The following is a 12,961-nucleotide window of genomic DNA, read 5'->3' as shown; positions in this document are numbered from 1 at the left end:
GATGTCAGAGGGGATGGTCCGGCCCGTGCGTTGGCTGGCTCTTTCGCTTCTGTTCTCGCTGGTGCTGATGGCGGGGGGCTGTGCGCCGCAGCCGGATGTGATCGCAACCGACGATGACAATGGCGGTCATGTCCAGGTCCGGAGTGGTCAGCTCTTCGACATCGTGCTCGCCGACGATTACGACCAAACCGGTTGCCAGTGGCGCAAGGAGGACAACTCCGCCCCCGACGTCGCGGAGTACCTGGGCCAGCTTTACCAGCCGGCCCGGAAGCCGCCGGCCGGAAACGGCAATGGCACCAACACCATGAGATACCGGGCGCAGCAGACGGGAACCGCACAGGTCAGCCTGGTCGAATCCGACAATGGTGACCGGGTGTGCCGGCGCTACGCGCTGACCGTGACGGTGGGCCCTCCGACCTGGTGGGACGGCATCGCCTCGGGTGCCAAGTCCGTTCTGCCGTACGTGGCCGCGGTGGTGGTCCTGGTGACGGTGTTCGGGTTGATCGGGCGCCTGGTGTACCTGCTGGTACGGCGCCTGCGTGAGTGAGCCCGTGGGACAGGGCCGACCGGAAAGCGTCTAGCCCGCGAATTCCTGTGCCAGGCCGTCGATCCCGGCGCGAATCGCGGTCAGGGCCTCGGCACGGGCCTTGAGCTTGCTGGCCACGTGTGCACCGGTGTTCAAGGTCGCTGCGGCCTCTGCGGCCACCTCCTGGGCGCGAGACAGCACCGCGTCGGGCTCGACGACCTCGTCGAGCCAGCCGCCCGCGATCGCCGCATCGCCGGTGAACACCGCGGCCATGGAGATTCCGCGCTGAAATGCGGCCCGGGTCAAGCGCATCCGCATGATCTCGATGGCCGAGATCGGCAGCGTCATCCCGATCTTCACCTCGTTGGCCTGGCACCGCGACGTCACCGAGCCGACCCGGTGATCGCCGGACAGCAGCAGGAACGAGCCCATCGCGATGGCGTGCCCCGTCGCGGCCATGATCACCGGCACCGGAAAGCTCAGGCACCGCACAGACAGCTCGAAACCGCCGGCGAGCATGCCCAGGGTGGCTGCCGGGTCGCCGGCCGAGAACACGCTGAGGTCGAACCCGCCGCTGAAAACCTTCGAATTACCCGCCAGCACCACGGCTTTCACGTCGCCGGCAGCCGCGCCTGCGGCCGCCTGGTCCAGTGCCGCGTTGATCTCGGCCTGCATCGCAGGCGACAGTGCGTTGACTTTGCCGTCGTCCATCGTGATCGTGGCCACGGCATCGTTGAGCTCGTAGCTCACCAGGCTGCTCATCGCACCGATGGTAGCGAGTGGGCTCAGGCCCGATGCCGCCTGCCGGACGTTACGGCCGGTTTGATCAGATCGGTCTCGGGATCGTCGTCGTCGTAATCGTCGTCGTCATCGTCATGGCTGGCCTCGTAGCGATCGCGCCACCGGGACCGCACCTCGGCACCCAGGGCGTTGATGCGGTTGATCTCGTTCCGCAGCGTCTGCTCGTCGGTCTCCTTGGCCGCGTACTGGAAATAGGTCAGCACACCGCGCAACAACTCCAGTTTCTGCTTCTCCCGGCGCGCCTGGTCATGCGTGGTCAGCAGCTCCATGCGGTCCACCGGCGGCAGCGTCGCCCAATCCAGCACCGCGGTGTTGCGCAGCTTGCGCCCGCTGGGCTTGCCGGGGGAGCCCGGCTCGTCGTAGTAGGTGACCGCGCCGTCGAAACGGGACGCGATGGCCTCACCCAACTGCTTGCGGTCCAGCGCCGAATCCCACACGATGCGCCACTCCTGCGACGGCGCCAGATAAGGGATCTCGGCGGGAAGGTTCAACGGCACGATGTCGACGAAGTTGTCGTCGTAGGAACTTTCGTACTTGCCGACCGTCGGCGGGTTCGCGAATTCGAACCGCAGACCGTAGGCCGGCCGCTGCCCGTAATTGCGGACGACGAGTTCGACCAGATGCCAATCGGCACTGCTGGGCTCCATGAACATCGACACGTTGGGCTGGGTCAGTTCGGCCTGTCGTTCCTTGGCCTTCAGATACTGCCGCCACGCATAGACCAGCGCGATGACGACGACGACGATCGCCACCCATGCTGCGAGCGCAGTCCACGCACCCGGTTCGAAACTAGCCAACTCACGCCCCCGCTCCGTGACTGAATCGATGATCCCCACCAAGTGGGTATATCACGGACCTGGGGTGCGGGCACCGGTCCGGCTCAGCAAACTTCGGCCGAGGCCGGCCGTGTCACGAGGCGATGGCGGTGAGAATGTCGCGTTGCACGGACGGGATCACCGGTGTGTGCACCAACCGCTCACCGCGGGCCAGCCACTCGATATCGGCCCATTCGATACGCGCGGGCAGTCGCCGCCAGTAGTGCGGGTGCGACCGCAGATACACCTCGACACTGGCGTGCACCTTGGCGTCCAGCGGCGCCCGGCACCGACCGATCGCCGACGCGGTCCCGGCCAGCGCATCGAGGTCGGTGGGGCAGGCGCTGTTGTCGACAACCTGCAGCCCGGCGGCGATGGCCCCGTCCAGCATCCAGTCCAGGGTGATGTCGGCCAGCGGCCAGCACGCGCCGGTGCCACCGGTGACGTCGCTGCGCGTGCCCCGGAACCAGACCTCGTCGAGACGCTCGCAGTACCGCACGGTCCGGCGGCCGCCGTCCACGCCGACGGCGTGCCGGCCCGATTCCACGGTCGGCAGCGGGCCCATCCGCTGTTTCGTGCCCGGCGTGGCCGTCGCGTTCCACAACCCGACGAAGCGCACCGGTACGGCAGGGTCGCGGTCGCCGACCAGTTGTGCCGCCAGCACCCTGATCTGCCGCCAGTCCTGCGGCGTGCGGGGGGTGCGGGGGAGCACGTAGGTGGCCAGCGCGTAGTCCAGTAGGTCGTCGGAATGGGCAGGCAACAATCCGACCGTGCCGAGCAGGGTGGCCAGCTCTCCGGCGCGGTGCCCGCCCTCGCCTCCACCGAACACGAAGATCTGGTCGCCCGGATCCCACGCGTCTCCGAGGAATCGGTATGCCTCGACGATGGCGGCCCGGGCTTCGCTGACGGCATCGCCGCGGCGGCCCGGCGTGATTCTCCTGCCGTGTCGGGTGGCCGCGCCGCTGTGATACCAGATCAACTGATCGGTGTCGTCCAGCAACCGAAACAGCATCTCGGTATTCGATGCGTCACGGAGTCCGAATTGTTCATCTGTGTGGTCGAAGCACAGCACGATGTTCTTCACGGCGACCCCCGGCGGGACTGTCAACTACTGCTCAACTATTGCTGACAGTTACTTTGCCGGGTCTGCCGCCAGATGTCCTGAGTATTGCACTACTCGAATCGCGGAAAACGGCGCGTAGTTCCTATTGCAACCGTTTTGGCAACGAAATCCGTGGCAGATGGCCGGTAGCAAGGCGGAATCGCCCCGTTGCGGCGCCGTTAATTCAGTGGATTCCGCACTTGGCTCGACTGAAACGATTCATCAGCCGCCCATCAACATGCGCCATTGGTCGAGGTTCGACGCCCGATACACGTAGTTGCTGCGTTTGACCTCATCGAGCGGGGCGCTGGGTTCTTCCGAATACCAGTGCCCGGGGAAGACGGTCGGGTCGCCGGGCAGCTTGGCCAGCGCCTGAAGGCTGCGGAACATGTCGTCGACATTGCCGCCGGGAAAGTCGGTACGCCCGCATCCGTCGAGGAACAAGGTGTCCCCGGCGACCAGCCGGCCGCCCAGCAGGAAGCACTGGCTACCCGGCGTGTGGCCCGGAGTGTGGAGTAGCTCGATCTCCACCGCGCCGACCGAAACCTTGTCGCCGTGCACGTGCTCGGTCAGCTCGCTCTGCGCGATCCCGGTGACCTGGGAGACCCAGTTGGCCTCGTGGGTGTTGACGTGGACCGGCACGCTCTGGCGTTCCAGCAGCTCGGCCAGGCCCTTGAGGGAGAAGCCCGCCATCGTGCCGCCGACGTGGTCGGGGTGGTGATGGGTGACCAGCACACCGGACAAGTGCATGCCGTCGTTCTCGAGTGCGTCGACCAGATCGTTGGCCGCATAGGCAGGGTCGACCACCGCGGCATCGCCGGTCTCGCGGTCGCCGATCAGGTAGGAGAAGTTGCGCATCTGCTGGGCGATCACGTCGCCGGCCGCGTAGTCGCGACCCGACAGCAACTGCCGGAAGTACAAGCGGTCTTGGGCGTTGGGCTCGGCCATGGGTCAAGACTATTGCGGCTCCGTCCGGCCATCCCCGCAGGTCCAAAAACCGCACGTCATGACGTGTTTGAACGCACACCGATAAAACTCGCATCAAAAATGCGGAATTACTAGCGTCAGCGGTATGCACCTCACCCGGTTCACCGACCTAGGACTGCGGACGCTGATGCTGCTGGCCTCGGGAGAGTCCGAGGACCGGCGCATCACCACCCGCACCATCGCCACGGGGGCCAACGCGTCCGAGCATCACGTCGCCAAGGCGGTGTCCAAGCTGTCCGAGCTGGGCATGGTGCACGCCCGCCGCGGCCGGGTCGGGGGACTGGTGCTCACCGACGCCGGGCGCAACGCCTCGATCGGCTGGTTGGTGCGCGAACTCGAAGGCGACCGCGAGGTCATCGAATGCGGCGGGGATTCCCCGTGTCCGCTCATCGCGGCGTGCCGGCTCCGCCGCGTGCTGGCCGACGCCAAGCAGGCGTTCTATCGCGAACTCGACCGCTACACCGTGACAGACCTGACGGCAGACACCCGTCTGCCGATTGTTTTACAACTCACAACTGAAGGGAATCTCCGATGACCGTCACCAGCCCCGAGCCGTCCGCGGTACGCGACGAACTCGAGCCGCACCACGCCGAAATCGTCTCGGCGACACTGCCTCTCATCGGCGCGCACATTGACGAGATCACTTCGGAGTTCTACCGGCGGCTGTTTGCCAACCACCCTGAGTTGCTGCGCAACCTGTTCAACCGCGGCAACCAGGCTCAGGGCGCCCAGCAGCGGGCGCTGGCGGCCTCGATCGCCACGTTCGCCACCCATCTGGTCAACCCCGACCTGCCGCACCCGTCGGCCCTGCTGGCGCGCATCGGTCACAAGCACGCCTCGCTTGGCATCACCGCCGACCAGTACCCGATCGTGCACGACAACCTGTTCGCCGCGATCGTGGAGGTGCTCGGCGCCGACACTGTGACCGCCGAGGTGGCGCAGGCCTGGGACCGGGTCTACTGGATCATGGCCGACACCCTGATCGCGCTGGAGCGGGATCTGTACGCGGGCGCCGGCGTGGAACCCGGCGACGTCTTCCGGCGCCTGCACGTCGCCTCCCGTGTCGACGACCCGTCCGGTGCGGTGCTGGTCACCGTCCGCGCCGCCGAGCCCGTCAACTTCGCTGCCGGACAGTACGTCTCGGTCGGTGTGACCCTGCCCGACGGCGCCCGTCAGCTACGCCAGTACAGCCTGGTCGGCGCACCGGGGTCCACCGATCTGACGTTTGCGGTCAAACCGGTCGACGCCGTCGCGGACCAGCCCGCGGGCGAGGTGTCGTCCTGGATCCGGGCCAACGTCTGCGTCGGCGACCTGCTCGACGTCACGGTGCCCTTCGGTGACCTGTACAACGGCGGCCGGCCCGACGGCCCGCTGGTGCTGGTGTCGGCGGGAATCGGGATCACGCCCATGGTCGGCATCCTGGAATTCCTGTCCGCCGAGGCGCCCGAGACCCACGTGCGGGTCCTGCATGCCGACCGCAGTGACAGCGGCCACCCGCTGCGGGAGCGTCAGCACGAGCTGATCGACGCACTGCCCAACGCGAGCCTCGACCTCTGGTACGAGGACGGCGTCACCGGAGGGGCGGCCGGCGTGCACGCCGGACTGCTCAAGCTCGACGGGGTCGAACTACCCGCCGATGCCGCGTACTACCTGTGCGGCGGGGCCGGGTTCGTCGAGGCGGTCCGCACCCAGCTGAGTGACCGCGGAATCGCCCACGAGCGGGTGCACTGCGAGCTGTTCGCGCCCAACGATTGGCTCCTGGACTAGGCGACCAGGCAAAACAGCTCCCCGGCGGCCGCATTGACCTGCGGTTTGGTGCGGCTGCCGGGGAGGTTGTACCCTCTTTAAGGCCCCGCAGCCGCAACGCCGCGGGACAAGCCCCCTTAGCTCAGTCGGCAGAGCGTTTCCATGGTAAGGAAAAGGTCAACGGTTCGATTCCGTTAGGGGGCTCGGTGGACGCCCGGGCGGAGCCCCGTCCGCGTCGATCGGGGCGGTGTAGCTCAGCTGGTTAGAGCGCACGACTCATAATCGTGAGGTCGGGAGATCGAGCCTCCCCACCGCTACAGGAACATCAAAAGCAGAGCGTGATTTTGAGCAGGGAGAACTGACGTGGCGTCGAGTACCGACGTACGGCCGAAGATCACTTTGGCGTGCGAGGTGTGCAAGCACCGCAACTACATCACCAAGAAGAACCGCCGCAACGATCCCGACCGGCTCGAGATCAAGAAGTTCTGCCCCAACTGCGGCACCCACCAGCCGCACAAAGAGTCGCGGTAGCCATTCGCTGTGGCTCTTTCGACCAGCATCGTCGGGATGCACTACCGGCATCCTGAGCACTACGAGGTCGGGCGCGAGAAGATCCGCGAGCACGCGATCGCGGTCAAGAACGACGGTGCGTTCTACCACGACGAGGCTGCCGCAGCCGAGCTCGGATACGACTCGGTGCTGGCGCCGCTGACCTTTATCTGCATTTTCGGTTACCAGGCGCAGTGGGCCTTCTTCGAGTGGGCCGAGATCGGCATTCAGGATGCGCAGATCGTCCAGGTCGACCAGGAGCTGAAGTTCCACAAGCCGGTCAAGGCCGGGGACAAGCTGTACTGCGACGTCTACGTGCATTCCGTGCGCAAGGCGCACGGCACCGACATCATCGTGACCAAGAACATCATCACCAATGACAACGGTGAGGTGGTCCAGGAGGCCTACACGACCCTGGCGGGGCGTGCGGGTGACGGAGAAGAGGGTTTTAACTGATGGCGCTGCGCGAGTTCAGTTCGGTCAAGGTCGGCGACACGCTCCCCGAGCGGGTGATCCCGCTGACCCGTGGAGATCTGGTCAACTACGCCGGTGTGTCCGGTGACCTCAACCCGATCCACTGGGACGACGAGATCGCCAAGCAGGTCGGCCTCGACACCGCGATCGCCCACGGCATGCTGACCATGGGCGTCGGCGGCGGCTACGTCACCGAATGGGTCGGCGACCCGGCTGCCGTGACCGAGTACAACGTGCGGTTCACCGCCGTCGTGCCCGTCCCCAACGACGGTGTCGGCGCCGAGATCGTCTTCAACGGGCGCGTGAAGTCCGTGGAACCCGAAGAGAAACTGGTCACCATCGCCATCTCGGCGACCGCAGGCGGAAAGAAGATCTTCGGGCGCGCCATCGCGACCGCAAAACTGGCGTAAGGAGTTCTGGGCCATGGCACTCAAGGCTGACATCCGCGGAATGGTCTGGAAGTATCCGCATCCCTTCCTGATCGGCCGCGAGCAGATCCGTCAGTACGCCAAGGCCGTCAAGGCCATGGACCCGGCCAGCCACGACGAGGCCGCGGCCGCCGAACTCGGCCACGACACCCTGGTCGCCCCGCTCACTTTCGCCTCCACCCTGGCGCTGCTGGTGCAGGAACACTTCTTCCAGAACGTCGACATCGGCATGGAGACCAAGCAGATCGTCCAGGTCGACCAGAAGTTCCTCTACCGCAAGCCGCTCAAGGCCGGCGATCAGCTGCACGCCGTCATGGAGATCGCCTCGGTCGAGGAACGCTTCGGCGCCGACATCGTCGTCACCCACAACATCTGCACCGACGACGCCGGTGAGGTGGTCCTGGAGGCCATCACCACGATGATGGGTCACGACGCTGACGATTCCATCCAGGTCAAGTGGGATCCGGAGACCGGCAAGGTCGTGCGGAAGGCCGCCGGGGAGTAGCAATCGATTAGTAGATGGCACCTACGCCGGGGTACACTCGGCACTCGGGGTTTTTCCCATTTCAGCGCGCTGTCCGTCGGCTTGACCATCGAACGGGCCGCGCGCGAATTGTGTAAGCCTCGACGCAGTACGGTGACGAAAGGGCCAGCAAGTCACCAACAGAGGGGCGTAGCTCAACTGGCAGAGCAGCGGTCTCCAAAACCGCAGGTTGCAGGTTCAAGTCCTGTCGCCCCTGCTCAAACTGAATACTCGACAACGTGTGGACACTGGAAGGTGAACACACAAACCAGGATGAAAGGCATGCGGTGAGCGACGAGCGCGAAGGTGCCGGCTCCGCAGACGACACTGGAACCGACGCTGGCACCGACACCGGGGCAACGGACACCACCCACGGCCAGACCGCTGTGGTGACCCGGCCGCTGCGCCCGACCGGCAAGCGGACCCGTCGTGGCGCGGCTGCTGAGGCCGACGGTGACGAGGCCGCCGAGGGCGAGGCGTCGAGCGACGATGCCGAGGCCGACTCCGGAAAGTCGAAGAAGGCCAAGAAGAACGCGAAGGCCAAGAAGACCGGGCCGTCGCGGAACCCGATCATGTTCGTCGTCAACTACCTGCGGCAGGTCGTTGCCGAGCTCCGCAAGGTGATCTGGCCGAACCGCAAGCAGATGGTCAGCTACACCACGGTGGTGCTGGTCTTCCTGGTGTTCATGGTGGCGCTGATCTCCGGCGTCGACCTTGGACTGGCGCGGCTGGTGTCGCTGGTGTTCGGCACCTGATCTGGAATTTGAGAGAGGACTGACAACGTGACCACGTTCGACGGCGACGAGACCGTTGCCGAGACCGTTGACGTCGACGGCGTCGAGTCGCAAGACGACCTGGAAGCTGCCGACCAGGAGGCCACCGAGGCCGAGACGGTCGAAGAGACCGAGGCTGTCGCCGAGCAGGAGTCTGAGTCGGCTCCGGCCGAAGCCGCCGACGAGGCGCCGGCCGCCGACGAAGACGAGGATCCGGCAGTCGCGCTCAAGAAGGAGCTGCGACTCAAGCCTGGTGACTGGTACGTCATCCACTCCTACGCCGGGTACGAGAACAAGGTGAAGGCCAACCTCGAGACCCGTGTGCAGAACCTGGATGTCGGCGACTACATCTTCCAGGTCGAGGTGCCCACCGAAGAGGTCACCGAGATCAAGAACGGCCAGCGCAAGCAGGTCAACCGCAAGGTGCTGCCGGGCTACATCCTGGTGCGCATGGAACTCAACGACGAGTCGTGGGGCGCGGTGCGCAACACCCCGGGTGTCACCGGTTTCGTCGGCGCCACCTCGCGTCCGTCCCCGCTGTCGCTGAACGACGTGGTGAAGTTCCTGCTGCCGCAGGGCGCGGCCAAGAAGCCCGCCAAGTCCAGCGCCGCTGCCGCGGTCGGTGCCAGCACCGAAGCCACCCTGGAACGTCCCGAGATCCTGGTCGATTTCGAGGTCGGCGAGTCCGTCACCGTCATGGACGGCCCGTTCGCGACGCTGCCCGCCTCCATCAGCGAGGTCAACGCCGAGCAGCAGAAGCTCAAGGTGCTGGTCTCCATCTTCGGCCGCGAGACTCCGGTCGAACTGACCTTCAACCAGGTCTCCAAGATTTAGTCGCCACAGCGGCTAGAAACAACGGGCGTTTCACGCCCTTGGATGAGCAAGTAAAGGAACACCAGAAGCATGGCCCCGAAGAAGAAGGTCGCCGGGCTCATCAAGCTGCAGATCCAGGCCGGGCAGGCCAACCCCGCCCCGCCGGTCGGTCCTGCACTTGGCCAGCACGGCGTCAACATCATGGAGTTCTGCAAGGCGTACAACGCCGCGACCGAGTCGCAGCGCGGAAACGTCATCCCCGTGGAGATCACCGTCTACGAGGACCGCAGCTTCACTTTCGCACTGAAGACCCCGCCCGCCGCCAAGCTGCTGCTCAAGGCAGCCGGTGTGCAGAAGGGCTCGGGCGAGCCGCACAAGACCAAGGTCGCCAAGGTGACCTGGGATCAGGTGCGCGAGATCGCTGAGACCAAGAAGGCCGATCTCAACGCCAACGACATCGACGCTGCGTCGAAGATCATCGCCGGCACTGCCCGCTCCATGGGCATCACGGTCGAGTAGGTATTCGACCGCACTGGAAAGCGTGGCAGGGCTGGCATCGGCCCGCAGGACCACGACTCCAACACACACGATTGGATTCAGAATGAGCAAGAACAGCAAGGCATACCGCGAAGCCGCGGAGAAGGTCGACCGGACCAAGCTCTACACGCCGCTTGAGGCTGCGAAGCTGGCCAAGGAGACCTCCTCCAAGAAGCAGGACGCCACCGTCGAGGTCGCCATCCGCCTCGGTGTTGACCCCCGCAAGGCTGACCAGATGGTCCGCGGCACCGTCAACCTGCCCCACGGCACCGGCAAGACCGCCCGTGTCGCCGTGTTCGCCGTCGGCGAGAAGGCCGAGCAGGCACTGGCCGCCGGCGCCGACGTCGTCGGCAGCGACGACCTGATCGAGAAGATCCAGGGCGGTTTCCTGGACTTCGACGCCGCGATCGCCACCCCGGATCAGATGGCCAAGGTCGGTCGGATCGCCCGCGTGCTGGGCCCGCGCGGTCTGATGCCGAACCCCAAGACCGGAACCGTCACTCCCGATGTCACCAAGGCTGTGGCCGACATCAAGGGCGGCAAGATCAACTTCCGCGTCGACAAGCAGGCCAACCTGCACTTCGTGATCGGCAAGGCGTCCTTCGACGACGCCAAGCTGGCCGAGAACTACGGCGCCGCCCTCGACGAGGTGCTGCGGGCCAAGCCGTCGTCCTCGAAGGGTCGTTACCTCAAGAAGGTGACCGTCTCCACCACCACGGGCCCGGGTATCCCGGTTGACCCGTCGGTGACCCGGAACTTCACGGAGGCGTAGCGCAGCGGAGCCGACCATTGGCTCTGAGGCGTAGCGCAGCGGAGCCGACCATGGGCTCTGAGGCGTAATCCGTCTGTCGAGTGGCCAGTTACGGCACAAGATTCCTTGAATCGCGTGTCATAACTGGCCATTCGGCGTTTAAGGGTGGCACTCGGCGAGGCGGCGCCGCAGGAAGGCCCGGGCCGGCTCGGACCCGGGGCCTTCGCCGTCGAGCGCGATGCGGTACCAGCGCTGTGCCTCGTCGAACCGCCCGGCCCGGCGGAGGAGATCCGCGCGGATCGGTGCCACCGCATTGGTTCTCGCCAACCGCGGGTCATCGGCCACCTCGTCGAGTGCGTCCAGCCCGGCCGTGAAACCGTCGCGAAAGCCAACGGCCAGTGCGCGATTGGCGCGCACGACGGGCGAGTCGGTCATCGCCGCCAACTGGTCGTAGGCCATACAGATGGTGGCCCAGTCGGTGTGCTGCCAGGTGGGCGCGGTGGCGTGCAACGCGGCGATCACCGCTTGCGGGAGATATGTTCCGGGTGCGCCCTCGGCCGACCGCAACTGTTCCAGGCCCCGCGCGATACGCCCCCGATCCCAATGACTACGGTCCTGCTCGTCGAGCGGAATCAGCGCGCCGCTCTCGTCCACCCGGGTGCGACGACGCGAATCATGCAGCAGCACAAGGGCTGCGAGCGCGCGCGCGTCCCGGTTTCCTGGCATCAGCGAGCACAGCTCGCCCGCGAGGCGGACACCCTCGTCGCACAGCTCGTCGCGGATGGCCGACGGGCCGCCGGTCGACCAGTAGCCCTCGGTGAACACCGAATAGATGCAGCCGAGTACGTGCGGCGTTCGCTCCTCAAGAAGCTCCGGCGGCGGTACCCGCAGCGGGATGTTCGCCTGGCGAATCTTGTTCTTGGCCCGGGTGATCCGCTGTCCGACCGCGGCGTCGGACTGCAGCAGGGCGCGGGCGATCTCGGTGACGGTGAGCCCCGAGATCAGCCGCAGTGTCAGCGCCAGCTGCGAACTGCGGTCCAGAGCAGGATGAGCGCAGGTGAACATCATCCTCAGCTCGTCGTCACGCACGGGGTGCAGCTCGGCATCACTGCCCGGCGCGTTCACCTGCTCGTACACCGCTGCGAGTTCCTTTCCGGGGCGGGCAGATTCGCGCCGCAGCCGGTCCAGGGCGCGATTTCGTGCCACCGTGATCAACCACGCACCGGGATTGGCGGGCATGCCATCGGCAGGCCACACCCGCAGCGCCTGCGCGCAGGCCTCCTGAACGGCGTCCTCGGCCACGGTGAGGTCGCCTGACCATCGCGCGAGCGTGGCAACAGCCGGGCCCCACTCACGCCGGAAGACGCCGTCCAGTTGGGTCATCGACGCTTACAGGCCTGAAACCCCGGCCAACTGGCGGACCTCGATGGCCGACGCCGGAATCATCGACGCCAGCTTGACCGCCTCGTCGCGATCCGACGCCCGCAGTACATAGAAGCCGTTGGCCACCTCGGCGCCCTCGGCATACGGGCCGTCGGTCAGCGTCACCTTGCCCTCACGCACGCGCACGGTGGTCGCGGTGGACGGCGGATGCAGCGGCGCGCCGGCGAGCGTCCTGTCCCCGATGGTCTTGGCGAGTTCGACGTGCTTGCCCGCCTGCTCATTCCACTCGTCGGTACCCGGAGTGTTGACCTCCTCCGGAGGCTCCAGCAGCAGGGCCAGCCAGTCATTGCCGAGCGGCTGCTCGGGCGCCTGCCAATGGACCATCGGCCACACCTCCACCGCGCCGAACTGCGCGACCGGGATGTCGCGGGCCAGGGCCAGCGCTTCATCGAGGTTCTCGGCCTCGAACACGTAGTAGCCGCAGGCCACCTCGGCGCCCTCGGGGAACGGGCCGTCGGTGATCGTCGGGTTTTCCGGACCTCCGCTGATGCGGGTGGCGGCAGCGGCTCTGTCCAGCGCGTCGCCGGCCCGGATCGCCGACTCGGCCTTGGCGTGAAATGCCTGGAAGGCAGCCATGCCTTCGGTCCGCTGCTCGGGTGCGAGCTCCACGTCTTGACTGATCAGTAATGCGAAGTAATGCATCGTCGTCTCCCGGCGTCAGCGAGTGAGAACCGTCTGTTCCACTCTCTACCT

At 66.2% G+C, this 12,961-nt stretch carries 17 protein-coding genes and 3 tRNA genes; 14 read left to right on the top strand and 6 right to left on the bottom strand.

What is annotated here, in order from left to right:
* The first annotated feature begins 1 nt into the window (after nt 1).
* Nucleotides 2–547, top strand: a complete 546-nt coding sequence (locus ACNQR1_RS30675) for a protease inhibitor I42 family protein (RefSeq protein ID WP_418049305.1) — start codon at nt 2–4, stop codon at nt 545–547.
* A 30-nt stretch (nt 548–577) separates the two neighbouring features.
* Here ACNQR1_RS30675 and ACNQR1_RS30670 read toward each other — a convergent pair whose 3' ends face one another.
* The 4 genes from ACNQR1_RS30670 to ACNQR1_RS30655 form a co-directional block, all read right to left on the bottom strand.
* Nucleotides 578–1,288 (bottom strand): crotonase/enoyl-CoA hydratase family protein, encoded by a 711-nt coding sequence (locus ACNQR1_RS30670; protein ID WP_418049304.1) that lies wholly within the window; start codon nt 1,286–1,288, stop codon nt 578–580.
* Nucleotides 1,289–1,311: 23 nt separating this feature from the next.
* A complete protein-coding gene (locus ACNQR1_RS30665) occupies nt 1,312–2,163 on the bottom strand; it encodes a hypothetical protein (RefSeq protein WP_418049303.1) in 852 nt (283 codons plus the stop codon).
* A 73-nt stretch (nt 2,164–2,236) separates the two neighbouring features.
* On the bottom strand, nt 2,237–3,226 hold the full coding sequence (locus ACNQR1_RS30660; RefSeq protein ID WP_418050564.1) for a phospholipase effector Tle1 domain-containing protein: 990 nt from the start codon (nt 3,224–3,226) through the stop codon (nt 2,237–2,239).
* Nucleotides 3,227–3,466: 240 nt separating this feature from the next.
* Nucleotides 3,467–4,192: an MBL fold metallo-hydrolase gene (locus tag ACNQR1_RS30655; protein WP_418049302.1), complete on the bottom strand. Its 726-nt coding sequence runs from the start codon at nt 4,190–4,192 to the stop codon at nt 3,467–3,469.
* 124 nt (nt 4,193–4,316) lie between these two features.
* On the opposite strand from ACNQR1_RS30655, the gene ACNQR1_RS30650 reads away from it, so the two are divergent.
* The 13 genes from ACNQR1_RS30650 (at nt 4,317) to rplA (ending at nt 10,846) form a co-directional block, all read left to right on the top strand.
* Nucleotides 4,317–4,766, top strand: a complete 450-nt coding sequence (locus ACNQR1_RS30650) for an RrF2 family transcriptional regulator (RefSeq protein WP_418049301.1) — start codon at nt 4,317–4,319, stop codon at nt 4,764–4,766.
* On the top strand, nt 4,763–5,998 hold the full coding sequence (locus tag ACNQR1_RS30645) for a globin domain-containing protein (RefSeq protein ID WP_418049300.1): 1,236 nt from the start codon (nt 4,763–4,765) through the stop codon (nt 5,996–5,998). Before ACNQR1_RS30650 ends, ACNQR1_RS30645 begins: the two co-directional genes overlap by 4 nt.
* Before the next feature lie 110 nt (nt 5,999–6,108).
* Nucleotides 6,109–6,181: transfer RNA gene (locus ACNQR1_RS30640), tRNA-Thr, on the top strand.
* Nucleotides 6,182–6,220: 39 nt separating this feature from the next.
* Nucleotides 6,221–6,294, top strand: a tRNA-Met gene (locus ACNQR1_RS30635).
* Nucleotides 6,295–6,340: 46 nt separating this feature from the next.
* Nucleotides 6,341–6,508, top strand: a complete 168-nt coding sequence (gene rpmG / locus ACNQR1_RS30630; RefSeq protein WP_003881823.1) for a 50S ribosomal protein L33 — start codon at nt 6,341–6,343, stop codon at nt 6,506–6,508.
* Between the two features lie 9 nt (nt 6,509–6,517).
* Nucleotides 6,518–6,982, top strand: coding sequence for a (3R)-hydroxyacyl-ACP dehydratase subunit HadA (gene hadA / locus ACNQR1_RS30625; protein ID WP_044516003.1), 465 nt, complete (start codon nt 6,518–6,520; stop codon nt 6,980–6,982).
* Nucleotides 6,982–7,410 carry a (3R)-hydroxyacyl-ACP dehydratase subunit HadB gene (gene hadB / locus ACNQR1_RS30620; RefSeq protein WP_418049299.1) on the top strand — a complete coding sequence of 143 codons (429 nt, stop codon included), beginning with the start codon at nt 6,982–6,984 and terminating at the stop codon, nt 7,408–7,410. Before hadA ends, hadB begins: the two co-directional genes overlap by 1 nt.
* A gap of 13 nt (nt 7,411–7,423) precedes the next feature.
* Nucleotides 7,424–7,933: a (3R)-hydroxyacyl-ACP dehydratase subunit HadC gene (gene hadC / locus ACNQR1_RS30615; protein ID WP_418049298.1), complete on the top strand. Its 510-nt coding sequence runs from the start codon at nt 7,424–7,426 to the stop codon at nt 7,931–7,933.
* A 162-nt stretch (nt 7,934–8,095) separates the two neighbouring features.
* Nucleotides 8,096–8,168: transfer RNA gene (locus tag ACNQR1_RS30610), tRNA-Trp, on the top strand.
* A 70-nt stretch (nt 8,169–8,238) separates the two neighbouring features.
* Nucleotides 8,239–8,706 carry a preprotein translocase subunit SecE gene (secE, locus tag ACNQR1_RS30605; protein WP_418049297.1) on the top strand — a complete coding sequence of 156 codons (468 nt, stop codon included), beginning with the start codon at nt 8,239–8,241 and terminating at the stop codon, nt 8,704–8,706.
* A 27-nt stretch (nt 8,707–8,733) separates the two neighbouring features.
* The gene (gene nusG, locus ACNQR1_RS30600) at nt 8,734–9,558 is read left to right on the top strand and encodes a transcription termination/antitermination protein NusG (RefSeq protein WP_418049296.1); all 825 of its coding nucleotides are present in this window, start codon (nt 8,734–8,736) and stop codon (nt 9,556–9,558) included.
* A 69-nt stretch (nt 9,559–9,627) separates the two neighbouring features.
* The gene (rplK, locus tag ACNQR1_RS30595; protein ID WP_003881829.1) at nt 9,628–10,056 is read left to right on the top strand and encodes a 50S ribosomal protein L11; all 429 of its coding nucleotides are present in this window, start codon (nt 9,628–9,630) and stop codon (nt 10,054–10,056) included.
* An 82-nt stretch (nt 10,057–10,138) separates the two neighbouring features.
* Entirely contained in the window at nt 10,139–10,846 is a 708-nt protein-coding gene (gene rplA / locus ACNQR1_RS30590; protein WP_301682862.1) for a 50S ribosomal protein L1, read from the top strand.
* Between the two features lie 138 nt (nt 10,847–10,984).
* Here rplA and ACNQR1_RS30585 read toward each other — a convergent pair whose 3' ends face one another.
* Together ACNQR1_RS30585 and ACNQR1_RS30580 are read right to left on the bottom strand one after the other, a co-directional pair.
* The gene (locus ACNQR1_RS30585) at nt 10,985–12,208 is read right to left on the bottom strand and encodes an RNA polymerase sigma factor (protein WP_418049295.1); all 1,224 of its coding nucleotides are present in this window, start codon (nt 12,206–12,208) and stop codon (nt 10,985–10,987) included.
* A gap of 6 nt (nt 12,209–12,214) precedes the next feature.
* Nucleotides 12,215–12,910, bottom strand: coding sequence for a YciI family protein (locus ACNQR1_RS30580; protein ID WP_418049294.1), 696 nt, complete (start codon nt 12,908–12,910; stop codon nt 12,215–12,217).
* Between the last annotated feature and the right edge of the window lie 51 nt (nt 12,911–12,961).

Source organism: Mycobacterium sp. 48b, from assembly GCF_048282725.1.
GTDB lineage: Bacteria > Actinomycetota > Actinomycetes > Mycobacteriales > Mycobacteriaceae > Mycobacterium.
This window is presented reverse-complemented; position numbering and strand designations above follow the sequence as displayed.